The organism is Gallicola sp. Sow4_E12, from assembly GCF_052116305.1.
GTDB lineage: Bacteria > Bacillota > Clostridia > Tissierellales > Peptoniphilaceae > JBQKLI01.
Window position 1 is genome coordinate 48,484 of record NZ_JBQKLI010000003.1, and the last position, 24,102, is coordinate 72,585.

Genomic DNA, 24,102 nt, shown 5'->3' on the forward strand with positions numbered 1-24,102 from the left:
GGCTATGAAATATAATTTTGATGAAATTATAGACAGAAAAGGAACAAATTGTTTGAAATACGATTTCGCTTCGGAAAGAGGAAAACCGGAAGGGGTTCTTCCTTTGTGGATTGCGGATATGGATTTTAAAGCACCAGATATCGTACTAGAGAGATTATCAGAAATCGTAAACCACGGGATATTCGGCTATTCTGATTCAAAAGAAGATTATTTCCTAGTGTTAAAGAACTGGTTTGAAAAAAAGTTTGGGTGGAAAGTGAAGGAAGAGTGGCTGGTTAAAACCCCTGGAATTGTCTTTGCTATCGCGGCTGCCATCCATGCCTTTACAAAGGAAGGAGACGCTGTTCTTATCCAGCAGCCGGTGTATTATCCTTTCAGCGAAACGATTCTCGACAACAAAAGAAAACTTGTAAACAGTCCTTTAATAAGAACAGGAGATCGTTACGAAATAGATTTTGAAGATTTTGAAGAAAAGATTATTCAAGAACAAGTAAAACTTTTTATATTCTGCAGCCCCCACAATCCGGTAGGGAGAGTCTGGGAAAAAGATGAACTTAAGAGGATCGGGGAGATCTGCCTAAAGCATGGGGTGATCGTTGTAAGCGATGAGATTCACAGCGATTTTGTTTATCCTGGGCATCAGCATACTGTGTTTGCTTCTTTATCCAAAGAAATTTCCGATATTACGATAACATGTACAGCTCCCAGCAAAACCTTTAACATAGCAGGTCTTCAAATATCGAATATTTTTATCGAAAACCCGGTCCTTCGAGAAAAAGTCAAAAAGGCCATTGCACAAACAGGGTACAGCCAAGTCAATCAGATAGGGCTTGCTGCCTGTCAGGCTGCCTATGAAGGCGGAGAAGAATGGCTGGAGGAATTAAAAGAGTATTTAGCAGGAAATATCGAATATACGAGAGCCTTTTTAAAAGAGCATCTTCCAAAAATCACATTGATTGAGCCGGAAGGAACTTATCTTTTATGGCTGGATTTCAAAGCCTATAATCTGACGGAAGAAGAAAGAGAAGAGCTGATTGTAAATGAAGCAGGTCTTTGGCTTGACAGCGGATCTATGTTTGGACCGGATGGGGAAGGCTATGAAAGAATCAATATCGCCTGTCCTAGGGAAACTTTAAAAAAAGCTCTTTATCAGCTGAAAGAAGTGTTTTCGAAATATTAAAATCCCTTTGACAAATATTTTTGATTTTGATAAACTGAGCAAGCCAAAAAAACAAATAACGCGTATAATGGATCAGCGTAGAACTTCTTTGAGGTTTTACGCTTTTTTTATGCAAAGAAGAGAAGAATGGAATACTATTTAACATTACCAAGAAACAAGAAAGAAATGGCTGTATTTATGGGGATTATTTCACTGATATCTGTAAATATTATCGCACCGTTAATTACCTGCTTTGAAATCGGGTTTTCATGGAAGGCATGGAAAGATGTGATGAGCCTGCTTCCTGTTTTATGGCTGCGGTAATTGCCTTTGTCTTGATCACCCACGGTCTCGCTGACTTTTTAACAAAAAGAATTGTTAGTCCAAAGGACAGCTTTAATGCAGCTATCATTATTAATACACTGTGTTCAGTCTTTTTAATGTCGATCTGTATGACTATAGCTGGAGCGTGGATTGGAAGCGGACAAATCAGCATAAAACCGATCTATCACTTTTTCTATAAATGGCCAAGAAATTTTGCCATTGCTTTCGAGGTGGAAATCTTTATCGCACAGCCCATAGCCCGCTTCGTTATGATAAAGATACATCGCTTTCAGGAAATACAAGAAAAAGCAGGCGGAAAGGAAGGAATCGTCTAACAGTAAAAAGGGAGGAAATCCCTTTTTTTATTTGCATAAATTAGATATTCAGAATGTGAACTTTATGCTAAACTAGTACCTAGGAGGTGCGAAATGTTTATACGTAAAGTCTTACAAAATCTACAAGTATCCATACCGCTTTTAGAAACGATCATTGCTGCAATCGTTCTTTTCGGGGTTCTGCTAGGTCTTCCAGATCTGTTTAAATATATCGTTCAGATTGTTGCGAGTCCAGAAGGGCTGAGCTATACCCTATTCAACGACTTTTTAAAGCATACATTGATGATTGTTGTAGGAATAGAGCTTGCAATTATGATTTTAAACCACTCCCATGAAGCGATCTTAACATTGGTTCTGTTTGTTATCGCTCGTAAGATGCTGGTTTATGCAGAAACAATGACCGATATTTTAATGGGAACATTATCTATAGCCGTTGTCCTGCTTCTAATGAAGATGCTGCTAAATGATGGTAAAATGCTGGCGCGTTTCGACAATATCTATTCTGTAAACTTGCCAATCGAAAGGCTGAAAGATCAATATCATATCGACTTACATACAAATAAAAAAACACTTATTGGTCTACTCTTCGAGCTTTCGCAAAAATACGACCGCCCTCTTGTAAAAGGGGCTACTTTTAAAGTGGAAGATTATTATCTGATCGTAGAGCGGGTGGAAGATGGTTTAATCAGCAAGGTAAAAATCGAGAAAATGGGACATCAGTATAATACTGATAGTATCGATGAAGTGTATAACCGCCATAAAACTGCAAAAGATGCACTGCTTGAAGATTATGAACTAGAAGCACAAGAAAATCAAAAAAAAGAAAAGGAAGATTAATTCCTTTTCTTTTTTTATTAAAATATTACAAAAAAGTCAAAAATACTATTGCAATCCATAGAAAAAGAGAGTATACTATAAGTAGGTCAAAGATAGTCAAAAAAAGAGGTGAAGAATTTGGAATATAAAGATTATTATGAGATTCTTGGAGTCGATAAAAAGGCTTCGGAAAGCGAAATAAAAAAAGCATATCGTTCTTTAGCGAAAAAATATCATCCGGATCTCCATCCAGATGATGAAGATGCTGCAAATAAATTTAAAGAAGTAAGCGAAGCCTATGAAGTGTTGTCTGACAAAGAAAAAAGAGAACAGTACGATAATTTCGGCTCCAGCTATAATTTCTCTCAAGGTCAAAATTTCGACCCAAATCAGTATGGTTATGATTTTAGCGATTTTGGTTTTGGCGGAGACGGGGGATATAGTTATACTTACTCTACTGGATCCGAGGGCGGAGCAGACTTCTCAGATTTCTTCAATGCCTTTTTTGGAGGGAGAAATCGACAAAGTTCTGGATTTTCAGGCTATGGCAGACAACAAAGCCCTAGACAAAAGTATCAGTCCGAGATATCCATTAGTTTGAAGGAAGCTTATGACGGAGGTACAAGAGATTTAAATCTTAATATCAACGGCGAAAATAAGACAGTTCCTTTAAAAATTCCAGCAGGAATTCTACCTGGCAAAAAAATAAAAATCAAAGGCGAAAAATTTGGATTAGCCGGCGACCTATTAATAAAAATCAATGTAATTGATGAAAAAAATACGTTAAAAGGATTAGATATTATAAAGAGCACAGCTGTTTACCCTTGGGAAGCGGCTTTAGGATCAAAAAAAGTCGTAGAAACTCTAGAAGGAAAAATTAAAGTCAATATCCCTAAGGGAATACAAAGCGGAAAGAGAATCAGAGTTCCGAAGAAGGGATTCCGCGATATGAAGAAAAATCAAGGGGATTTGTTTTTAGAAATTCAAATACAAAACCCGGAACATATTACGGAAGAACAAGAAGAACTATTCAAGAAGCTACAGGACACTGTATCATAAGAAATAACCCTTGAAGGTAAGCCTTCGAGGGTGTATACTGATTTAAAAGTCAGAGAAAGTCTAAAATAAAAGGAGAATAATATATGGATTTAAACAAATTTACAAAAAAATCAATAGAAGCCATTCAAGAAGCACAAAATATAGCCATTAAAAACGGCAATCCAGATGTAAATGATGTCCATTTACAATACGCTCTTGTTTCGGATATCGAAGGAGTTATATACAAATCATTAACACATGAACATGTTGATGTAAAAGCTTATGTAGAAGAATTAAGAAAAAGCTTGGAAGCAATGCCTTCCCAAGACGGCAACAGTAACATTTACCCTTCTACCGTTTTCCAAAGAATACTATTAAAAGCGGAAGATGAAGCGAACGCTATGGGGGATGAGTATGTATCTGTAGAGCATATCTATATGGCTTTATTAAAAGAAAAAAATGTGCCATCTAAATATATTTTAGATAAATACAGTATCAGTTTGAAAGGATTTAAAGAAGGGTTGAAAAAAGTAAGAGGAAATCAAAAAGTGGATTCCGATGATCCAGAAAGCACCTATGAAGCTTTGGAAAAATACGGAAGAGATTTAACGGAGGAAGCCAGAAAAGGAAAACTCGATCCTGTTATCGGAAGAGATGAAGAAATCAGGCACTGTATTCGAATTTTATCTCGTAGAACAAAAAACAACCCTGTTCTTATCGGAGAGCCCGGTGTAGGTAAAACTGCAGTAGTAGAAGGTTTAGCTCAAAGAATTGTGAAAAACGATGTGCCGGATAACTTAAAAGACAAAACAATCTTTGCGTTAGACTTGGGTTCTCTTTTAGCCGGTGCGAAGTTTAGAGGACAGTTTGAAGAACGATTAAAAGGCGTATTAAAAGAAATTCAAGAGTCTGAAGGCGGTATTATCCTATTTATCGACGAGCTTCATACTTTAGTAGGTGCAGGAAAGACAGATGGAGCGATGGACGCATCCAATATGTTAAAACCAATGCTTGCAAGAGGAGAACTTCATACAATCGGTGCGACAACTCTTGATGAATACAGACAATATATCGAGAAAGATGGAGCTTTAGAAAGACGTTTCCAAAAAGTCATGGTTCAAGAACCGACTGTGGAAGATACTATATCCATCTTAAGGGGAATTAAAGAGCGTTATGAAATTCATCATGGAATCCGAATTTCCGACAATGCAGTTATTGCGGCAGCGACACTTTCAGACCGCTATATAACAGACCGTTTCTTGCCGGATAAAGCTATCGACTTAATGGACGAAGCTTCTGCTATGGTAAGAACTGAAATAGACTCTATGCCAAGCGAGCTAGACGAGAAAAACAGAAGAATTCTTCAGCTGGAAATTGAAAGAGCAGCTCTTAAGAAAGAAGAAGACGAGCTAAGCAAAAAACGATTAGAGGAACTTGAAAAAGATCTTCAAGATTTGAAAAATGAATATGACGCAGAGTACAATACTTGGAAAGAGCAAAAGGAAAGTATCGATGCAGTCAAAGAAATCAAATCTGAAATCGACGGCATAAAGATCGAAATGGAAAAAGCGGAAAGAACTTATGATTTTGAAAAACTTTCCCAGTTAAAATACGGAAAACTTCCTGAATTAGAAGGAAGATTAAAAGAAGCGGAACAAAAAAGCCAAGAAGAAACTTCTATGCTGAAAGAAGAGGTTACAGAAGAAGAAATCGCAGAAGTTGTTTCTAAGTGGACAGGGATCCCTGTTACAAAACTTGTGGAAACAGAAAGAGAAAAAATTCTCCGCATGGACGAAACACTTCACAAAAGAGTTATCGGTCAAGACGAAGCAGTCGATGCAGTAGCAGATGCGATTATCCGTGCAAAATCTGGGCTTAAAGATATGAATCAGCCGATAGGATCCTTTATATTCTTAGGGCCTACAGGAGTTGGTAAAACAGAACTTGCTAAGGCTATCACTCAAACTATGTTTGATGATGAAAAGCATATGATCCGTATTGATATGAGTGAATATATGGAAAAATACACTGTGTCAAGACTTATCGGAGCAGCACCGGGATATGTAGGTTATGAAGAAGGAGGACAGCTTACAGAAGCTGTACGAAGAAACCCTTATTCTGTAGTGCTTTTCGATGAAATCGAAAAAGCTCATCCCGATGTCTTCAACATTCTTCTTCAAGTACTGGATGATGGACGTTTAACCGACAACCAAGGAAGAACAGTAGACTTTAAAAATACAATTATCATTATGACTTCGAATATCGGCTCCCAATTCTTGATCGATGGAATTACAGAAGAAGGAGAAATAGAAGAAAGTGCAAGAGTTCAGGTTGAAGAACAATTAAAAAGATCTTTCAAACCAGAGTTCTTAAACAGAGTGGATGATATCGTAATGTTTAAGCCTTTATCTGAAGAACAAATCTATGAAATCATCGACAAATATATCGACATGATACAAGTCCGCCTTGAAGAAAGACAAATTAAGATTGAACTTGAAAAAGATGCAAAAGAGCTTATCTTAGCAAGAGCATACAATGTTCAGTACGGTGCAAGACCTGTAAAAAGATATGTTGAAAAACATGTAGAAACAGAACTTGGACGAATGATCTTAAAAGGCGAAATCGGCGAAAAAGATACTGTAAAAATAACAACAGAAAATGGACAGCTAAAGTTTAGTGTCAGTGAAAAGTAGGAAATAGGATTTAGGGGCTAGGTTATAGGGAAAGTAGAAACAAGAAGCGTGTTTCGTTTGTATCATGAAAGACTTAAGCATAATCTGTTTCTAAATATATTGAATTACCATAAAACCTCTCGTTTGTCGGGAGGTTTTTTTGTTGCGTAAAGTAGGAAATAGGTTATAGGGAGTAGATTATAGGGAAAGTAGAAACAGGGTGCGTGTTTCTTCTGATTTATTTGGTAATACATAAGAAAAGAGATGTTCTTCACTTTTCTACCTCTAGTTCTTTTGTAAAAGCAGTTGTTTTTCCTTTTAGTCTGTCTTATACTGAAGATAATAATCATTTATTTCGAGGAGGGAAGTATGAGTACAGTTATTAAGAATATTTCTACAGTGGTTACCTGCGATGACAAGGATCAAGTGTTTGACAATATAGATATTAAAATTGAAGAAGGGATTATCACGGAAATAGGCGAATGTTTAGAAGGGGATGAAGTGATTGATGGAAAAAACAAAATACTCTATCCCGGCCTTGTGAATACCCATCATCATTTTTATCAGATGTTTACTAGAAATCTTCCGCAAGTTCAAAACATGGAGCTTTTTCCATGGCTTAAAACTTTGTATGAGATTTGGAAAAATTTGGAGAGGGATACGATTTACAATAGCTCCCTTGCGGCGATGGGAGAGTTGATGAAACATGGCTGTACGACTGCTTTCGATCATCATTATGTTTTTCCAAAAGATGGTGTTGGCTTTATCGAAGCTCAGTTTGAGGCGGCGAAGGACCTTGGAATGCGGTTTACTGCTTCTAGAGGAAGTATGGACTTAAGTGTAAAAGACGGTGGACTTCCTCCGGATACTGTCGTTCAGTCTGTAGACGAAATTTTAAAAGATTCCCAAAGACTGATTGAGAAATATCATAATAAAAACGATATGCAGGGAATTGTTCTAGCGCCTTGTTCGCCTTTTAGTGTAACAGGAGATCTTATGAGGGAGTCTGCCCTTCTTGCAAGAGAGTATGGGGCAAGACTTCATACCCATTTAGCTGAAACAAAGGACGAAGAAACATTCACCTTAGAAAAGTTCGGCATGAGGCCTTTAGAATATATGGATTCATTAGGCTGGTTGGGAAGCGATGTCTGGTATGCCCACGGGATTCATTTTAATGAGGAAGAATTGAAAGTTCTCGCACAGACGAAGACAGGAGTCTGCCATTGTCCGATATCGAATATGAAGCTCTCTTCTGGAGTAGCGAGAATTTCTGAGATGCTGGAGCTGGGTGTTCCAGTAGCGTTGGGGGTCGATGGAAGTGCCAGCAACGACGGCTCAAATCTCTTGGAAGAAATTAGAGCTTCTTTCCTTCTTCATAGGCTTCATTCCAGTGGAAAAGCACCCACAGGTTACGATATTTTAAAAATCGCCACAAGAGGCGGAGCGAAAGTTTTAGGCCGAGAGGATATCGGAAGTATTGAAGTCGGTAAAAAAGCAGATCTCTTTATGATTCAAAAAAGCCAGCTGGGTCTTGCAGGAGCCCTTGAGGATCCAAAATCCTTCTTGGGGACAGTGGGATATACAGGAGAGGTGGATATTTCTATGATTAACGGCGAAGTAGTAGTAGAAAAGGGAAGGCTTGTAAAAATCGACGAAGAGAAAATTACCGAAAAAGTGTTTCTGTCTGCAGAAAAACTATTAACCGCTCTTTAGTATTAACTTTATAAAGAACTGTTTTAATTAAGGATAATAAGAGGCGGAAAGGATGGACAACATCATAAAGAGTATTATTCTATATGCAAGCTATTATGGTACAAGCAAAGCCTATGCTGAAAAATTAGGACAGATGACGGATATAAAGGTTGAGAATCAAAAAGATTTTAATCGGTATTCTGATTATGATCGTTTTATCTATATCGGCGGACTTTATGCAGGGAAGATCAAAGATCTATCTCAATTTTTAAAGAAAGCTGGGGAAAAGGAAGTCTATATTATTACAGTTGGGATGGGCAATCCGGAGGATGCCGAAACGGTAAGAATCAGAATGAAGCAGCTGAAAAGCCAGCTTGGAAATAGAGTTATCGGTGAAGACAAGATCTTTCATTTAAATGGAGCCATGGACTATGATAGAATGTCGACTATTCATCGTCTTATGATGAAGGGGTTCTGTTTTGCATTAAAGAAAAAGCCCATTGAGAAAAGAAGCGAAATGGATCAGGATATTATCGACAGTTATAATAAAAGCATCGACTATAAGAATTTTGAGGATTTAGAAAAAATAAAAGAAGCCCTGTCAAAATAGGACTTCTTAACGAGTTTCTGAAATTTTGTGAAGTTTATCGGCGAGTTCCTCGGATAATACATTTTCATCTCCGAAAAAATGGAAATTTATAATACACCGTTCTTTTAAATATTCTTCAACAGCAGGAGGCACTGAATCTTTTTTAGTAAAAAGGATCGGTGCTTTTTTGTTTAAAGAAAGCATAGGAGCATTAACGGAATCTTCCACATAGGAAGGGTTAATTATGATAAATTTCGACGCCTCCGGGAAATATCTTTTTGCCAATAGAACAGACAGTTCGTAACAGTCCTTTCCTTTGACCCATTCAACCTCGATGCCTTTACCTTTAAGCTGTTTTTCGATAGCGGAAGAAAGATGATCTTCTGTACTTATAAGAAGAGCTTTGCCGATATCGTTTTTCGCTATAAGTTTGTTCACTTCAGAAGGCAGGGTGTCTTTTTCGGAATAGAAAAAAGGGGACTCTTCCATAGCTGCTGCGATTGTTCCCATTAATAGATCCGGATTGGAATCTAAACTTGAAATCGTTATTTGGCTTTTCATAATTTCTCCTTTCTTAATCTTGTAAACAATTCGTATATTTTAAGTATAACATCTAGAGAGAAATATGGGTAGAATAGTATAGAGGTGTAATATGGACTGGACAGTAAAAGCACAAAACGGAATTTTTACAACAGAATTAAAAGAAGTTTCTTGTTTTCGAAGTATTCCTTATGCCGAGTCTACTGCAGGGAAAAACAGATGGAACTATCCTTTGCCGAAAGAGTATCAAGGAGAAAAAGAAGTGAAAGAAATGGGCAATATTTGCCCTCAGGAAACAAGAGGCTATCCTAAAGGAGAAGACTGCCTGAACTTAACCATATGGACGAAAAAAGGCTGGAAGAAAAAGCCGGTCTTTCTCTTTATACACGGAGGTTCCTTTGTAGCCGGATCCAGCCAAGACCCGAATTTAGACGGAGAGATTCTTGTGGATCGTGAAGAGTTTGTAATGGTAAGTATAAATTATCGTCTAGGTGTCTTCGGATTCGTGGATTTTTCTTTTTTAGGAGAAGAATTTAAAAGAAATCCAGGGTTTTATGATGCGGCAGAAGCTTTACGCTGGGTTTATCATAATATAGAAGCTTTTGGCGGAGATCCGAAGAAGATTGTTATAGCGGGGCAGTCTGCAGGAGGAACCATCGTCTCTGCCCTTTTAACGGTTGAAGAAATCAATAAATATATTTATAAAGCTGTTATTTTAAGCGGAGTCCCCACAGGGATACATACTTGTGAAGCCTCTGAAGAAGTCGGCAGGAAGTATCTTGAATATATGAATATTACGACAAAAGAAGAGCTCAGGAATTTAACACAAAGGCAGATTGCAGACAGCCAGATGCCTTTTTCGAAAAAGACGGGATATGGAATCAATACCTATCAGCTGGCAATAGATAATTATTATATAAAAGAACCTCCTATCCAAGCCATCGATAATATCGTAAAAAGAATTCCTCTCTTGATGGGCAGCACAAAGGGGGAAATTGACTCGATAAAATATCCTTATATATTAGATCAGTGGAATTTAAAGGATACATTAAGCTATTTAAAGAAATTGGAAGAAGGAAGCCGTAAAGAAAGAAATAAACTTTATTGGAAAAAGTACGGCTTAAGATGGAAAGATCATTATTATTCTGATTTAGTGATCCGAATTCCCGGAATCTGGTATGGAGAGAAATATTCTGAGAAAAATCCCTTGTGGTACTATCGCTTCGATTATGTCTGGACCTTGCCTTTGTTAGGGCTGATGGGTGCTTATCATTCTTCGGAGCTTAACTATCTCTTTTCCTCCTATGACTGGATCTTGGGAGGGAAGTTTCGTTTGCCTTGGGATAAGAAAAATGGAGACATCGTCAGCCGGAACTTTCAAAATATTATCGGCGATTTTGTTTATGATGGAAAGTTAAAGTGGAATCCTTGGGAAGAGGACTTTCCATATCTAAGTATCGGAAAGAAACAAAAAGAATTGTACTTTTCAAAGAAAATCATCGATTCTTGGAAAACAGGAGGCTATTATAAAATAGCCCACGATCCGAATGTTTGTTCCAACACATCGGCTATGTTAAAATAGAACTAGGTGAAGATATGATTAAATTTAAAAATAGAAAACCCGTTCCTTTAGGCAATGCCGGGATCTTTGCAGTGCTGATTCTTTTAGTAGGAGAAGAAGGCAGGGAAGAGATTCTCTTTGAAAAAAGATCCTTAAACATTAGACAGCCTGGGGAAGTATCCCTGCCGGGGGGAAGAGTAGAAGCGGGAGAAAGCTACGAAGAAGCGGCAATTCGAGAAACAAAAGAAGAGATCGGTATAGATCCGTCAAAGATTAAGATTCTCGGAGAGCTGGATTATCTGGTTGCATCCAACAGGATGATTCGTTCCTTTGTAGGAAGAACGGAAGATTTTGATCAGAATAAATTTCGGCAAAATGATGAGGTAGAAAGTATTTTTACAGTTCCTGTAAAATACTTTATAGAAAATCCGCCAAAGAACTACAATACTCCTATGAGAATACAGCTTCAGGATGATTTTCCTTATGAACGAATTCCATCGGGAAAGGATTATCCCTTTGGAGAATATGTACATTCCGTTCCTTTATATTTGGATACAGATCCCTTAATATGGGGATTTACAGCTAGAATAGTGGATGGGTTTATAAAAAGATTAGAGGTTGAATCATGTTAAATACAAATGAACATCAATTACGTTTAAAATTAATGGAATTTGCCATCGAAAATGAAGGCGTCAAATGTATGATCGAAACAGGAGATCGTACCAATCCCAATATTAAAAAAGATGAACTATACGATTATGTAATTATTTACGGAGTAGAGGATTTAAAAGAGTTTAGGAATTCAAGTAAAATCGAAGAATATTTCGGATCTCTTTTGGTTCTTGAGAAAAAAGAAGGAATGCAGTTTTTAAAGAAATTTTATCAGAATTCCCTCCGATTTATTTTAGTATTGGATGATATTACTAAACTGGATATTACATTTATACTCTACAATGAAGCGCAAGAATATCTCAATAAAGACAGCCTTGCAAAGATCCTTTTAGACAAGGAAGAGCTTTTAGAAGGAAAAGAAGAACGTTCTGAAGCAACATACCGTCAGCATAAGCCAAGTCGGGAAGAATTTACAAACTGCTGCAGCAATTTTTTTGTGACAGCTTTGAATATTGGAAAAGGGCTGTATCATGACAAGGTTCTTTATTCTACAAATATTTATATGGATGCAAAAAAATATTTAGATGAGATGACAGCTTATTATATTGGATGCAATTATAATTTTGGTGTCAATGTAGGCCAGCACTATGAACATTTTAAAACCTATTTAACAGAAGACCATTATGAAAAATATTTGGAAATTTATCCTCAGCCGGATCGGGACAAACTATGGACAAATCTTTTTCAGCTTTGTATGCTTTTTAGAAAAGAGGGATTGGTCGTTGCAGAGAAATTAAATTATGTTTATCCAAAAGAAGCAGACCGGGATATTATTAAAAAGCTGCGGGAAATTTGGGGCAAATATACGGAGGTATAATATGAAATGCGGATACTGTAATGAAAGAATGGAAGAAGGAACACTTCAGTCGGCAGCAAATCGCAAAGTCTATTATCTGCCGAAAGGAAAGTCTGTACCTATGGCGAATAAAGTCCAGATAGAAAAAGCAGGAGGGTTTATTCTCTCGAAGGGTCTTTCCAACAAGGCAAAAGCTTTTTACTGTCCAAAATGCAGCAAGATAATCATCGATATATAAGCTATAACTAAAAATGAAAAGAGGCGGAGCAGATATGTCTGCTCTGTTTTTTCGAGAGGAAATTTATATTTGAAATTCCTTGGAATTACTGTTATGATTAAGCACTTGAAAAGAATAAAGGAGGTTTCAATGGAATACGGAGTTCAAAGCAGAAATTACAATAACGAACAATTATTAGCCAGACTATTTCCTTATTTTAAAGAATATTCATCTATATTTTTCTTGGATTTGTTCTGTGCGGCTCTTTCTACAGCATCGGAAATTATTCTGCCGATGATATTAAGATATATGACAAACTTAGCCCTAGAAGATATTAATCTGATCACCCCTAGAATTATCGCTACAATGGTTGTTCTCTTTGTGGTGCTTAAAATAATCGACATGGTAGCAGGATATTATATGACCATGACAGGGCATATGATGGGAGCAAAAATCGAGACCAACATGAGAAGAGATCTTTTTACCCATCTGCAAAAATTATCGGACTCTTTCTATAACGAAAATAAAGTAGGGCAGATCATGTCTAGAATTACATCGGATTTATTCGATATTACGGAATTTGCCCATCATTGTCCGGAAGAGTATTTTATAGGTGCTCTTCAAATGATCTTCTCCTTTATTATATTAATTCGGATCAATGTGCCGTTGACATTGATTTTATTCACATTGATTCCCCTTATGATATATTTTTCCAGCAAATTTAGAACGAATATGAGAAAAAGCTCCAAGGATCAGCGAAATCATATCGGAGAACTGAATGCGGATATTGAAGACAATCTGTTGGGCATCCGCGTAGTTAAATCTTTTGCCAATGAAGATATAGAACTTGAAAAATTCCAAAAAGGCAACAACAAATTTCTCGATATAAAAGGAGAATTCTATAAAAGCATGGCAGGGTTTATGTCTGTTACGAAACTTTTTGAAGGACTGATGTATCTTGCAGTGATGAGTCTTGGCGGAATTTTCATGATGAGAGGTTCGATCACACCAGGAGACTTAGTGGCCTATATTATGTATGTCAGCCTTTTAATCAATACGGTACGTAGAATCGTAAATTTTACGGAGCAGTTCCAAAAAGGCATGACTGGTATGGAACGGTTTATGGAAATCATGGATGAAGAAGTAGAGATTACAAATATATCCGATGCAGAAGAATTAGAAAAAGTACAAGGAAAGATCCGCTTTCAAGATGTTTCCTTCCGTTATAATCCAGGAGGAGAGAAGGTGTTGGACCATATTGATCTGGATATCTCTCCAGGGGAAAAAGTAGCCCTCGTCGGACCCAGCGGCGGCGGAAAGACTACAATCTGCAACTTAATTCCAAGGTTCTATGATGTAACGGAAGGATCTATTACTATAGACGGGAAAGATGTAAGAGAACTGACACTGGAGAGCCTTCGTTCAAATATCGGAATCGTACAGCAGGATGTCTATCTATTTTCAGGAACGGTATATGAAAATATTGAATACGGAAAACCAGGTGCTTCAAAAGAGGAGATTATGGAAGCTGCAAGGCTTGCGGGAGCCTACTCTTTTATACAGGAGCTTCCACAGGGATTCGACACCTATGTAGGTGAGAGAGGAGTAAAACTTTCAGGAGGACAAAAACAGCGTATCTCTATTGCCAGAGTCTTTTTGAAAAATCCAGAGATACTTATACTCGACGAAGCCACCTCAGCCCTAGATAATAAAAGTGAACGAATTATCCAAGAATCTTTGGAAAAACTTTCAGAAGGAAGGACCACATTAACCATCGCCCATAGACTGACAACTATTCAAAATGCAGACAAAATTATAGTACTAACACCAGATGGAATCGTGGAAAGAGGAAACCATCAAGAACTGATGGAGAAAGAAGGACTCTATTATCAGCTCTATACCGGTGGAGGAAACTTAAGCACAATGGACTTGAGCATGATAGGGTAGAGCTTAAAGAAGAAGAGTGAAAGAGCTTAAAGAAGAAGAGTGAAAGAGCTTAAAAAAGAAGAGTGAGAGAACTTAAAGAAGAGTGAAAGAATGAGAGAGGGGAGTTGATGTTGAAAAGCTCCGCTTTTCTTTTGTTTTATAAAAGAATTTGATCCCGTTTGTAACTTCGATGAATAAAGTTATTATTCTAGTTATATTTTAAGAAGTATAATTAGATATTAACCTTTAGCTATTTTATAATAGTTGATCTAATAGCAGCCTGCTTCTTATAATATAAAGAAAAATGAAAACTTTTTTTCGTTTTCTATAACAACTCCACTCTTCACTCTACCACTCTTCTTTTCTACCACTTTTTTTTACTTCTCTCACTCTTTCTTTTGGGGTAAGGTTTTCATTGGTTTCGCCCTCGCAACTTGCTGTTTTTTGTGATACACTAGACAAGTAATTTAATTAGAAAGGACAAATGAATGACAAAAGAAAGATTTGAAGAATTAAATCTGTCAAAAGAGGTACTCGATGCCGTTTCCGATATGGGCTTTGAAGAAATGTCGCCAATCCAAGCACAAGCAATACCTTATTTGATGGAGGGCGAAGACGTTATCGGTCAAGCTCAGACAGGAACAGGAAAGACGGCGGCTTTCGGTATCCCTATTGTAGAACAAGTAGATCCGACAAAGAATGCTGTTCAAGCAATAGTATTATGTCCAACAAGAGAGCTTTGCATACAGGTTTCACAAGAAATCTCAAAGCTTGCAAAATACAAGCAAGGAATTAGAGTACTCCCAATATACGGAGGACAGCCTATAGATCGGCAAATTCGAAGTCTTAAAAAAGGAATCCAAATCGTTATCGGTACACCGGGACGTGTAATGGATCATATCCGAAGAAAGACATTGAAGCTTGATGATGTACGCATGTTCGTACTGGATGAAGCAGATGAAATGTTTGACATGGGATTTAGAGAAGATATCGAATTTGTATTAAACTATATTCCGGGAGAAAGACAATCTTTGTTCTTCTCAGCAACTATGGCACCGGAAATTTTGAGATTCGCAAAGAAATACCAAGCGGAACCTAAAATTGTAAAAATACAGCATAAAGAGATGACCGTTCCTAAAGTAGATCAGTTCTACTATGAATTAAAATCCTTTATGAAGTCGGAAATTTTATCGAGAGTTTTAGATATATATAATCCAAAACTTTCAGTAGTATTTTGTAATACCAAGCGGATGGTGGATGAATTAACTACAGATTTGCAGTCTAGAGGATACTTTGCAGACGGTCTTCACGGAGACTTAAAGCAGACTCAAAGAGACGTAGTCATGAACAAATTCAGAAAAGGTACCATTGATATACTGGTTGCGACAGATGTTGCAGCACGGGGTATCGATGTGGACGATGTGGATCTTGTCGTAAACTACGACATTCCGCAGGATAATGAATATTATGTTCATAGAATCGGAAGAACAGCTAGAGCCGGCAGAGAAGGAACAGCTATATCCTTCGTAACTTCTAGAGATTATAATAATCTTCGTGATATTCAAAAATATACGAAGACAACAATCGAAAGAAAGTTAATGCCTACATTAAAAGATATTCGAGAAAACCAAGATTCCAAGACTCTTAACGAATTAAGACGCATTATGGATCATGAAAATCTTGAAAATCAAATTAAAACAGTAAGTTTTCTAGAAGCTGAAGAATACAGCGCTTCTCAAATCGCTGCTGCAATCTTGAAATTGTATCAAAACAATACAAATCTTACAGGACATAAAGAGTTGGATTATGTTGATATTAATACAAACAAGAAACTTAGCCGAAGCAATAATCGCGACGGCAGAGATCGAGACCGTAGAGGAAACGATCGAAGAAGAGGCGACAAGAGAAAATCAAATTCTTTCGGCAAATCAAAAAGACTTTATTTCAATGTTGGAAGAAGAGTCGGCATCAGCCAAAGACATATACTATCTGCAATCTGCAAAGATGCAGGAGTAAAAGCTTCTGACGTAGGAAATATCGATATTTATGATAAATTTACGTTTGTAGATGTAAATCCAAAAGTATCCGATACAATTCTTAAAAAACTAAAAGGCGGCCATATCAAAGGCTCTAAAGTTAATATAGAACTTGCTGAAAACAAATAAAAAAAGATCCCGGAAGGGGTCTTTTTTTGTGTGAAAGATTAAAAAAAGAAGTGTTGAATGTGAAGAGGGGAGTTATAGTAGAAATATGAAAGAAAGATTTCATTTTTCTTTATATTATAAGAAGCAGGCTGCTATGAGATCAGCAACTATAAAACAGCAAAAAGTTATTTTCTATTTATATTTTTAAAAATACAATTAGAATAACAACCTTCTTCATTAAAGTTATAAACGCAAATAATTCTTTTATCAAACAAAAGAAAAGTGGAACTTTTCAACTTCAACTCCCCTCTTCCCTCTTTCACACTCCACACTTCATTTCTTCTATATCCCTATCTCTTTTTCTAAATCCTCTAAGTCCATTTCCTTATATTCCCCTGGCTCTAGGTCTTCAGGGAGCGAAAAGGCGCCTATTTTGATTCTTTTTAGGAAGAGTACTTCGTTTCCGGTATATTCGAACATACGCTTAACCTGGTGGAATTTTCCCTCGTAGATGGTAAGGTGGGCGGTGTGGTCGCTTAATATTTCAAGCTCTGCAGGTTTTGTCGTAATATCTTCGTTAATGAGATAAATGCCTTTCTTGAATTTTTTGATGAGTTTTTCTTCGATTTTTTCTTTTGTTTTTACAAAATAAGTTTTAGGAATTTCTGATTTGGGGCTTGAAATTTTATGGGCAAATTTCCCGTCGTTTGTAAGAAGGAGAAGTCCTTCTGTGTCGATATCAAGTCTGCCTACAGGAAAAGGATCACGTGCCTGGTCTTCCGGGATTAAAATATCGACTACGGTTTCCTGATTATAGTCTTCTGTTGCAGAAATAATTCCTGCCGGCTTATTCATCACAAGGTAGATATACTCCTGATATTCAATGAGAAGGTCTTTATAATAAAGCTCATCTTTTTCGGGGTCGATAAGGGTGGAGCTGTCTTTTACGACTTTATCGTTTACCGTAACCACGCCTTTTTTCATTTCTTTTTTTATAGAAGACCTTGTTCCATATCCTAGATTGGCAAGGATTTTATCAATTCTTAATTTTTTCATACGAACCTCTTTCTATTTAATATCCATATTCCGATACAGACAAGTATCAAACCGATAATTAAATTATAATTCAAATGTTCCTCCGGTAGTAGGGCTAAGGATAAAAAAGAACCGAAGATGGGGATAAAAAGCTGATACACTGAAATTTCTCCGGATTTATAATGTTTCAACAACTCATACCATAAGGTAAAGGCAGCTGCAGAAATAAAGGCACTATAAAAAAGCAGCAGGACTGCAAAAGGGGTCCATACTAATGGAGAATGTTGAAATATTTTACCGGGAATTAAAAGAAGAAGAGAACCGAATATCATTTGTCCTAAGGTAAGGGTTAGAGGATTCATATCTTTTCCTTTTAACTTCACAAGGATGGTTCCTAAGGCATTTGCCAAAGAGGACATCAGAAGAAATCCTTCTCCAGTCAGTCGAAAACTCAAGTCTAAACCCATGGAGATGTTGGCGGCGAAGATCCCGCCGAAACCAAAAGCCAAAGCGATAATCTTTCGAAGACTTAGGGAATCGTCTTTAAAAATGAAATGGGAGAAGAGGACGATCAAGAAAGTAGAGGAGGCCTGAAGGATAGAAGACTTCACTCCGCTTGTATTACCGACTCCGATATAAAAGAAAAAATATTGGATTGTTGTTTGTACAAGACCTAGGAGCAATAAAAATTTCAGATCGATTTTTCCTCTTTTTGTTTTGGTGAAAAAGAAAGAATAGAGAAAAACTAAAATTCCCGACAGAAAAAATCGGATGCCTGCAAAATATATTTTCGTCATAAAATCATTGGCAGGGATATTTAATTCTTGATAGCTTAGTTTTAAGACAGGAAAAGCAGAACCCCATAAAAACATACAAAAAAGGGCTGCGGCGATTCCTTTCTTTTTATTATTTAATATAGTATCCATAATAACCTCTCATTAATTATTTGACAAATTTGCTTTACTAATATACTATTAAGATTACAATATTATGATATTGGAGTGACGCGAAATGGAAACAGCCTATTTAGAAGGTGCAGATTTGCTTAAAGCTTTATCGAATCCGATAAGATTATTTCTCGTCCACGAATTATACCTGCATGAAAGCAGAACCGTCTCCCAGTTATTAGAAAACTCTGACTGCTCCCAATCAATGATATCGCAATCGTTGGGAAAGCTGAAGGATATGGGAATCGTTCGTATGGAACGAAAAGGCGCGTTTAGCTGCTATTCATTGGTGGATGAAAAAGTAAAAGAGATTATTGAAATTATTTTCAACCATTCATAGGGGATCAAATAATTCTTTTACTACAAAAATTCAACGTATTGGATTAAGGCTTAAGTGATTACACGTAAAAATTAGCCATAATCAAAGAAAAAACTCTTCCTTTTTGGAAGAGTTTTTTCTTTGGCTAAAATTCTTCTAAAGTCATGATTTGAAGATAAAGTTCAAAAGCTTTATAAAGGTCGGCGACGCGGACCTTTTCATTTTCATGATGAACGACATCCAAGCTTCCCGGACCTAAAATGACAACATCTCTATGATCTCGTCTTAATATTGTCCCGTCTGTGGTGCCTGTAAAATGGGAGTCTTCATAATGAAGCTGGAGTTGTTGAAAGGCTTCTTTTGTACGTCGTATGATTTCTGTTTCCGGAGAGGTTTCCCAAGATTCTCTTTCATCGATAAGTTCGATGTCTGCTTTAAAAGCAGGGATATCTTTCTGGATTTCAGTAAATATTTTTTTGATAGCTACCCAAACATCGTCTGGAGTGTGGTCTGGAACAATTCTTGCATCGATTTCCATAGAGCATTTATCCGGGACAACACAAGGGTTGACTCCTGCGTGTATGGCTAAAGGCTGCCAGAAGCTTCGGCCATAGTCTTTGTGTTCGAATTCTTTGAAATCTTCTTCAGCCATATGATCCATAATAAATCTTGAAAGTTCAATGGCGTTTTGTCCAACACCGGGTCGAGAGCCGTGTCCTGTTTTCCCGCGGACATGAATATATCCATAAGTTCTTCCATTGCTGGAGGTGCAGACTTCTAAATCTGTAGGTTCGCAGACGACAACGCTTCTGCAGTGTTTTAAAAGATCGGAGCCTCTCATGGCTTTGGACCCTTTCATCAAGTCTTCTTCATCCACAGTTGCAACCAGTACGATATCTTGATCCGGAAGGATATTTTGCTCCTTCAGAGTTTTCATAGCGACCATGGCGCAGCATAGTCCGCCTTTCATATCGGAAGAGCCTCTTCCATATAGATATTCGCCGATGATATTGGCACCGAAAGGATCGGTATTCCATCTTTGTTTTTCGTCATCGCTGACAGGAACCACATCCATATGTCCTGTAAAAATAATGCCTTTCTCTCTGTTTTTTCCGGGAAGGGTAGAGACAATGTTGTAGCGGTTTGGTTCAACGAAAACTTTTTCAGTTTCGATTCCTGCTTCGGTCATATACTTATAGATATAATCACCCATTGCCAGTTCTAGACCCGGAGGATTTACACTGGGGATACGGACTAAATCCTGAAGTACTTTTACGATTTCTGTTTTTACTGGATTAAAAACTTCTTCATCTAACATTCTTAACAACCTTTCCTAAAGTAAGTTCTATGTTTAATACTTATAACAGTATAGTACAATCTATAAAAATTCTCAAAAAACTTGTGTATCTGCTACAATAGTAAAAAAACGAAAAGAGAGAAGATATGAGAATTTATTTAGATGAAGAGAAACTCCATTATGATATATTTGAATTAGTCAGAACCTTTGTACCGAGGGAAGAAATCTGTTTTTCCGGAGAAGAGGATTTAAATCTTGCAATTGAATACAAAAATAGGAAAGCTTCCTTATATAAAGAAGATAAAAAAGTCGAACTATCTGTTCCTTATATAGAAGAAGAAAAACTTCAACGGCGTGCTTTTAAAAGAGCCGTATTGAAACTGCTGGAAGGGTATTATAAAAAGACTTCTCCTTGGGGGATATTGACAGGGATACGTCCTGTAAAAATAGTACAGGAGTTGATGGACCAAAAGAAAGATCGGGAGGAGATTTTGGAAAGACTTACTAAAGAGTACTCTCTTTCTAAGGAAAAAGCAGATCTTCTTTATACTATAGCCTGCCGTCAAAGGCCTTATCTCTATCCTATAAAAGAAGATTCTTATTCTCTTTATATAAACATCCCATTCTGTCCTACCCGCTGCGATTACTGCAGTTTCCCGACGATACTATATAAAAAGCGTGATTATAGAAAAGACTATATAAAGACGCTCCTTCGAGAAATGGAGGCGATGGGAAAAGTCCTTAAAGACAAGAAATTAGAAACGGTTTATATTGGAGGAGGTACGCCCACCTCTTTAGAAAAGGAAGATTTAACAGTTCTGCTAGAGGGGGTAAAGGAAGATTTTGGACTGCCTGTTGAGTGGACAGTGGAAGCCGGAAGAGAAGATACCTTATCACAAGAGGTCTTCTTTTTGCTCAAAGAGAAGGGTGTCACAAGAATATCATTAAACCCACAAAGTTTTCATGATAAAACTCTGAAAAAAATCGGAAGGGTTCAAAACAATGACCGCCTCATCCGTTTATACGAAGAAGCGAAAGAGATTGGATTCGATTGTATCAACATGGACTTTATCTTAGGACTTCCAGGGGAGGGAATGGAGGACTTAGAATATAATCTTCACAAAATAAAGGAATTAATGCCGGAGAATTTAACAATCCATACTCTTTCTGTAAAACGAGGTTCGAAATTTATGGAAAGACAGGAAAACTTAGGCGGAGAACGGGATTTGATCGGGGATATGCTCGAGAGAGTTCATCGTTTTATAGCAGAAAGCCCTTACGAGCCATATTATCTGTACCGTCAAAAGCAGATCCTAGGAAATCATGAAAATGTAGGCTATGCTTTGCCCGGAAAAGAGAATTTGTATAATATGTATATGATGGAGGAACGGCAGACGGTGATAGGCCTTGGAATGACTTCCAACAGCAAAATCCTCTATCCAAATGAAAACCGCATAGAAAACTACAGAAATTATAAGAATCTAAGAGACTATCAAAATAAAATAGATGAAATTATAGAGAAAAAGAGCAGACTAATAAAAGGAGTATAGGATGAAAGAAGCGAAAGTGTCCTCGGAATTTAAAACGGATATTGTACTGGTGTGGGAAAAACTAACAAATCATGAAGACTTTCATTGGAGAGAAGGAATCAGAGAGTCGGTAAAAATCGATGAGAATTCTTATTATGAGATCGATATAAACGGACAAAGGACAGATTATAAGATTCTTGAAAAGATCCCTATGGAACGCCTCTATCTTTCTATGGAGAACAAAAAAACAAAAAGTACGGTAGACTACACCTTTCATCCTTTAGAAGCGGGGTGTGAAGTGAAAGCCTATCAAAAGACAGAGTTTAAGGATACTTGGACCGGTCTTTTTGCAGGCAGTTTTATTGATATCGGGAAGCTTCAGCTGCGCTATTTTTATTTGGCAAAAAAATCATTACATGAGCTATAAAAATTACGAAAATGTAATAATTAGGCCTGAAATAGCTTGTATTCGATTTGTTACATTTTGTAACCTTTTTGTAACTATTTGAATTTAGGCGTTCTCAGACCCTTAGTAAAATTACAAAAAAGTTACAAACATTATTGAGTTTTAGAAGAACGAGGCAAAATAGAACTTTTTTATGACAAAAAGGTTTCATTCCGTTGACATCAAAAATTAAGTCCTTTAAAATACTGTTTGTTGAATGAATCAAGCAATAAAAAATACTTTTGCGAAATATAATGCAAATTTATTCAGAAAGGACTTAATTAAAAATATGATAAATAAATTTATGAAAAAAGCAGCGCTGTCTACTATGATCTGCGCAGCAGCAGTATCTGTATCAGGACCTTCTTTAGCAGCTGGATTAAATGTTGCTTATATTAATGGAAAAACAGTAGATGAAACATCTAATCTATTGGACGGATACTTGTTTGACCAAGTAGAAAACCTATTTATAGTAAGCGGCGAAGATTATGCAGACGCTTTAACAGGCGGAGTACATATGGGTGAAAACAACGGCTCACTATTCTTCGTGAATGATAAGAAAATTGATGAGCGGGGTTATAAAAGAATCACCCAAGCTAAAAATGTTTATGTTATCGGAGGAGATGCTCGTATCCCCGATTCTCTTGTGAAAGACTTAGACAATTTTAGAGGAAGAATCGCTGGAGCAAACCGTTACGAAACAGCTCAGCTCGTAGCAAACATTGTAGGAAAAGATAGAAATATCCTTATTACAAGCGGTGAAAACTTCCCAGATGCATTATCAGCATCAGCACTAGCTATCCAAAAAGATTATAATATTATCTTAACTGGAAAGAATCAGGTGCCTGCTTCTACAAAATCATATTTAGAAAGAAACAAAGATCGTTTAGTATACTTCATCGGTGGAGAAGCAGCGATCAGCGACAATGTTAAAAAAGAAATTTTGTCTATTATGGGTAAAAACCCTAACGACTATAATAAAGTAACAATCGCAGGAAAAAACCGTTATGAAACATCCAAAGCGGTAGCAGAAGCTTTCGGTCCTTTCAATAATGCAATTATTGCAGATGGAAGCCAGTATCAAGATGCTTTGCTAGGAACATCTTTAGCAGCTAAAAAACAAGCACCTATGATCTTAGCTACATCACCTAGACAAGCAGAAGATTTAACAAATTACCTTTCAACTAAAAGTTTATCCGATGTGTACGGAATCAGTACTGGAGATAAATTCAGTGTTCAATATTTAGATACTATCGTAACAAAACTATCTGGATCTGAAGAAGTGCAGATTAAAGACACAGTAGGAAAAGTAATAAATGTAGAAAAACCGGCTGAACCAGCTCCAGCACCAGCGCCTGCTGAACCGGCACCAGAAAAACCGGCTCCAGCACCTCAAACATCTTTCACAGGGTGGGTAAAAAGTTCTGCAGCAGTTCGATCCGGAGCAGATCCATCTTATAAACAAGTAGGCACATTAAGCCAAGGTACTAAAGTATACGGTGCAGTGATTAATAATTACGTACGTATCGAGTTCAACGGATCTACAAGATATGTAGCAGTAAGCGACCTTTCTAAAACTGAAGTTAAAGTAGAAAAATCTTCTACACAAGATGCTTTAGTAAAAGGAGCATACGGATACCTAGGAGCAAGATATGTTTGGGGCTCAGCGAATCCAAATGTTGGATTCGACTGTTCAGGTCTTATGTATCACCTATATCAAACTCATGCAGGTATTAAATTAAATCGTAACTCAGCAGCGATGGCTTCTAACGGAGTTCAAGTAAGCAGAAACAATCTTAAGCCAGGAGATTTAATGTTCTTTGCAACAGGCGGAGGATCAAGAATCAGCCACGTTGGAATGTATGTAGGAGACGGAAAATTAATCCACTCTTCTTCACCATCAACTGGAGTTAAAATGGACAATATCAATTCAAGCTATTATGTAAACACATTCGTAACAGCAAGAAGAATTTTAAACTAATAACATCGGCACCCGATAGGGTGCTTTTTGTTTGGAACAGATAAAATGATATGGAAAATCAGAAGCAG

At 37.1% G+C, this 24,102-nt stretch carries 22 protein-coding genes; 18 read left to right on the forward strand and 4 right to left on the reverse strand.

Annotation, left to right across the window (positions count from 1 at the left end):
• Nucleotides 1-4 precede the first annotated feature (4 nt).
• The 8 genes from ACTQ46_RS02450 (at nt 5) to ACTQ46_RS02485 (ending at nt 8,646) form a co-directional block, all read left to right on the forward strand.
• Nucleotides 5-1,180, forward strand: coding sequence for a MalY/PatB family protein (locus ACTQ46_RS02450; protein WP_441747294.1), 1,176 nt, complete (start codon nt 5-7; stop codon nt 1,178-1,180).
• A gap of 126 nt (nt 1,181-1,306) precedes the next feature.
• Entirely contained in the window at nt 1,307-1,483 is a 177-nt protein-coding gene (locus tag ACTQ46_RS02455) for a hypothetical protein (protein ID WP_441747295.1), read from the forward strand.
• Entirely contained in the window at nt 1,471-1,818 is a 348-nt protein-coding gene (locus ACTQ46_RS02460; protein WP_441747296.1) for a hypothetical protein, read from the forward strand. Before ACTQ46_RS02455 ends, ACTQ46_RS02460 begins: the two co-directional genes overlap by 13 nt.
• A gap of 93 nt (nt 1,819-1,911) precedes the next feature.
• Nucleotides 1,912-2,655 carry a transporter associated domain-containing protein gene (locus ACTQ46_RS02465; RefSeq protein WP_441747297.1) on the forward strand — a complete coding sequence of 248 codons (744 nt, stop codon included), beginning with the start codon at nt 1,912-1,914 and terminating at the stop codon, nt 2,653-2,655.
• A gap of 117 nt (nt 2,656-2,772) precedes the next feature.
• A complete protein-coding gene (locus tag ACTQ46_RS02470; RefSeq protein WP_441747298.1) occupies nt 2,773-3,693 on the forward strand; it encodes a DnaJ C-terminal domain-containing protein in 921 nt (306 codons plus the stop codon).
• 83 nt (nt 3,694-3,776) lie between these two features.
• Complete coding sequence (gene clpB, locus ACTQ46_RS02475; protein WP_441747299.1) at nt 3,777-6,365, forward strand: ATP-dependent chaperone ClpB; 2,589 nt, start codon at nt 3,777-3,779, stop codon at nt 6,363-6,365.
• Between the two features lie 348 nt (nt 6,366-6,713).
• The gene (locus ACTQ46_RS02480; RefSeq protein WP_441747300.1) at nt 6,714-8,057 is read left to right on the forward strand and encodes an 8-oxoguanine deaminase; all 1,344 of its coding nucleotides are present in this window, start codon (nt 6,714-6,716) and stop codon (nt 8,055-8,057) included.
• Nucleotides 8,058-8,109: 52 nt separating this feature from the next.
• A complete protein-coding gene (locus ACTQ46_RS02485) occupies nt 8,110-8,646 on the forward strand; it encodes a flavodoxin domain-containing protein (protein ID WP_441747301.1) in 537 nt (178 codons plus the stop codon).
• A gap of 6 nt (nt 8,647-8,652) precedes the next feature.
• Here the strand turns inward: ACTQ46_RS02485 and ACTQ46_RS02490 are convergent, their stop codons facing one another.
• Nucleotides 8,653-9,186, reverse strand: a complete 534-nt coding sequence (locus ACTQ46_RS02490) for a cell wall-binding repeat-containing protein (protein WP_441747302.1) — start codon at nt 9,184-9,186, stop codon at nt 8,653-8,655.
• Nucleotides 9,187-9,277: 91 nt separating this feature from the next.
• Here ACTQ46_RS02490 and ACTQ46_RS02495 point away from each other — a divergent pair, with 91 nt between their 5' ends.
• The 6 genes from ACTQ46_RS02495 (at nt 9,278) to ACTQ46_RS02520 (ending at nt 16,502) form a co-directional block, all read left to right on the forward strand.
• Nucleotides 9,278-10,747: a carboxylesterase family protein gene (locus ACTQ46_RS02495; RefSeq protein ID WP_441747303.1), complete on the forward strand. Its 1,470-nt coding sequence runs from the start codon at nt 9,278-9,280 to the stop codon at nt 10,745-10,747.
• 14 nt (nt 10,748-10,761) lie between these two features.
• Nucleotides 10,762-11,358 carry an NUDIX hydrolase gene (locus ACTQ46_RS02500; protein WP_441747304.1) on the forward strand — a complete coding sequence of 199 codons (597 nt, stop codon included), beginning with the start codon at nt 10,762-10,764 and terminating at the stop codon, nt 11,356-11,358.
• Nucleotides 11,352-12,215, forward strand: a complete 864-nt coding sequence (locus ACTQ46_RS02505; protein WP_441747305.1) for an aminoglycoside 6-adenylyltransferase — start codon at nt 11,352-11,354, stop codon at nt 12,213-12,215. Before ACTQ46_RS02500 ends, ACTQ46_RS02505 begins: the two co-directional genes overlap by 7 nt.
• 1 nt (nt 12,216) lies before the next feature.
• Nucleotides 12,217-12,432 carry a PF20097 family protein gene (locus ACTQ46_RS02510; protein ID WP_441747306.1) on the forward strand — a complete coding sequence of 72 codons (216 nt, stop codon included), beginning with the start codon at nt 12,217-12,219 and terminating at the stop codon, nt 12,430-12,432.
• Nucleotides 12,433-12,561: 129 nt separating this feature from the next.
• Nucleotides 12,562-14,358: an ABC transporter ATP-binding protein gene (locus tag ACTQ46_RS02515; RefSeq protein WP_441747307.1), complete on the forward strand. Its 1,797-nt coding sequence runs from the start codon at nt 12,562-12,564 to the stop codon at nt 14,356-14,358.
• A gap of 467 nt (nt 14,359-14,825) precedes the next feature.
• Nucleotides 14,826-16,502 carry a DEAD/DEAH box helicase gene (locus ACTQ46_RS02520; RefSeq protein WP_441747308.1) on the forward strand — a complete coding sequence of 559 codons (1,677 nt, stop codon included), beginning with the start codon at nt 14,826-14,828 and terminating at the stop codon, nt 16,500-16,502.
• A gap of 321 nt (nt 16,503-16,823) precedes the next feature.
• Here ACTQ46_RS02520 and ACTQ46_RS02525 read toward each other — a convergent pair whose 3' ends face one another.
• Nucleotides 16,824-17,537: a pseudouridine synthase gene (locus tag ACTQ46_RS02525; RefSeq protein ID WP_441747309.1), complete on the reverse strand. Its 714-nt coding sequence runs from the start codon at nt 17,535-17,537 to the stop codon at nt 16,824-16,826.
• Nucleotides 17,534-18,442 carry a DMT family transporter gene (locus tag ACTQ46_RS02530; RefSeq protein ID WP_441747310.1) on the reverse strand — a complete coding sequence of 303 codons (909 nt, stop codon included), beginning with the start codon at nt 18,440-18,442 and terminating at the stop codon, nt 17,534-17,536. Before ACTQ46_RS02530 ends, ACTQ46_RS02525 begins: the two co-directional genes overlap by 4 nt.
• An 85-nt stretch (nt 18,443-18,527) precedes the next feature.
• Here ACTQ46_RS02530 and ACTQ46_RS02535 point away from each other — a divergent pair, with 85 nt between their 5' ends.
• Nucleotides 18,528-18,803 carry an ArsR/SmtB family transcription factor gene (locus tag ACTQ46_RS02535; protein ID WP_441747311.1) on the forward strand — a complete coding sequence of 92 codons (276 nt, stop codon included), beginning with the start codon at nt 18,528-18,530 and terminating at the stop codon, nt 18,801-18,803.
• Between the two features lie 124 nt (nt 18,804-18,927).
• Here ACTQ46_RS02535 and ACTQ46_RS02540 read toward each other — a convergent pair whose 3' ends face one another.
• Nucleotides 18,928-20,100, reverse strand: coding sequence for a M20 family metallopeptidase (locus tag ACTQ46_RS02540; protein WP_441747312.1), 1,173 nt, complete (start codon nt 20,098-20,100; stop codon nt 18,928-18,930).
• 125 nt (nt 20,101-20,225) lie between these two features.
• Here ACTQ46_RS02540 and hemZ point away from each other — a divergent pair, with 125 nt between their 5' ends.
• From hemZ to ACTQ46_RS02555, 3 genes are all read left to right on the forward strand, one after another.
• A complete protein-coding gene (gene hemZ / locus ACTQ46_RS02545; RefSeq protein WP_441747313.1) occupies nt 20,226-21,629 on the forward strand; it encodes a coproporphyrinogen dehydrogenase HemZ in 1,404 nt (467 codons plus the stop codon).
• A gap of 1 nt (nt 21,630) precedes the next feature.
• Nucleotides 21,631-22,035 (forward strand): hypothetical protein, encoded by a 405-nt coding sequence (locus tag ACTQ46_RS02550; RefSeq protein ID WP_441747314.1) that lies wholly within the window; start codon nt 21,631-21,633, stop codon nt 22,033-22,035.
• A 307-nt stretch (nt 22,036-22,342) separates the two neighbouring features.
• Complete coding sequence (locus ACTQ46_RS02555) at nt 22,343-24,034, forward strand: cell wall-binding repeat-containing protein (RefSeq protein WP_441747315.1); 1,692 nt, start codon at nt 22,343-22,345, stop codon at nt 24,032-24,034.
• Nucleotides 24,035-24,102 lie beyond the last annotated feature (68 nt).

Bases quoted from the DNA above. Each gene is read 5' to 3' on its own strand.
- ACTQ46_RS02540 (WP_441747312.1), bottom strand. From the start codon at position 20,100: ATGTTAGATGAAGAAGTTTTTAATCCAGTAAAAACAGAAATCGTAAAA.
- ACTQ46_RS02460 (WP_441747296.1), top strand. From the start codon at position 1,471: ATGGCTGCGGTAATTGCCTTTGTCTTGATCACCCACGGTCTCGCTGAC.
- ACTQ46_RS02505 (WP_441747305.1), top strand. From the start codon at position 11,352: ATGTTAAATACAAATGAACATCAATTACGTTTAAAATTAATGGAATTT.
- clpB (WP_441747299.1), top strand. From the start codon at position 3,777: ATGGATTTAAACAAATTTACAAAAAAATCAATAGAAGCCATTCAAGAA.
- ACTQ46_RS02500 (WP_441747304.1), top strand. From the start codon at position 10,762: ATGATTAAATTTAAAAATAGAAAACCCGTTCCTTTAGGCAATGCCGGG.
- ACTQ46_RS02525 (WP_441747309.1), bottom strand. From the start codon at position 17,537: ATGAAAAAATTAAGAATTGATAAAATCCTTGCCAATCTAGGATATGGA.
- ACTQ46_RS02495 (WP_441747303.1), top strand. From the start codon at position 9,278: ATGGACTGGACAGTAAAAGCACAAAACGGAATTTTTACAACAGAATTA.
- ACTQ46_RS02455 (WP_441747295.1), top strand. From the start codon at position 1,307: ATGGAATACTATTTAACATTACCAAGAAACAAGAAAGAAATGGCTGTA.
- ACTQ46_RS02510 (WP_441747306.1), top strand. From the start codon at position 12,217: ATGAAATGCGGATACTGTAATGAAAGAATGGAAGAAGGAACACTTCAG.
- ACTQ46_RS02480 (WP_441747300.1), top strand. From the start codon at position 6,714: ATGAGTACAGTTATTAAGAATATTTCTACAGTGGTTACCTGCGATGAC.
- hemZ (WP_441747313.1), top strand. From the start codon at position 20,226: ATGAGAATTTATTTAGATGAAGAGAAACTCCATTATGATATATTTGAA.
- ACTQ46_RS02515 (WP_441747307.1), top strand. From the start codon at position 12,562: ATGGAATACGGAGTTCAAAGCAGAAATTACAATAACGAACAATTATTA.
- ACTQ46_RS02490 (WP_441747302.1), bottom strand. From the start codon at position 9,186: ATGAAAAGCCAAATAACGATTTCAAGTTTAGATTCCAATCCGGATCTA.
- ACTQ46_RS02450 (WP_441747294.1), top strand. From the start codon at position 5: ATGAAATATAATTTTGATGAAATTATAGACAGAAAAGGAACAAATTGT.
- ACTQ46_RS02485 (WP_441747301.1), top strand. From the start codon at position 8,110: ATGGACAACATCATAAAGAGTATTATTCTATATGCAAGCTATTATGGT.
- ACTQ46_RS02555 (WP_441747315.1), top strand. From the start codon at position 22,343: ATGATAAATAAATTTATGAAAAAAGCAGCGCTGTCTACTATGATCTGC.
- ACTQ46_RS02520 (WP_441747308.1), top strand. From the start codon at position 14,826: ATGACAAAAGAAAGATTTGAAGAATTAAATCTGTCAAAAGAGGTACTC.
- ACTQ46_RS02550 (WP_441747314.1), top strand. From the start codon at position 21,631: ATGAAAGAAGCGAAAGTGTCCTCGGAATTTAAAACGGATATTGTACTG.
- ACTQ46_RS02465 (WP_441747297.1), top strand. From the start codon at position 1,912: ATGTTTATACGTAAAGTCTTACAAAATCTACAAGTATCCATACCGCTT.
- ACTQ46_RS02530 (WP_441747310.1), bottom strand. From the start codon at position 18,442: ATGGATACTATATTAAATAATAAAAAGAAAGGAATCGCCGCAGCCCTT.
- ACTQ46_RS02535 (WP_441747311.1), top strand. From the start codon at position 18,528: ATGGAAACAGCCTATTTAGAAGGTGCAGATTTGCTTAAAGCTTTATCG.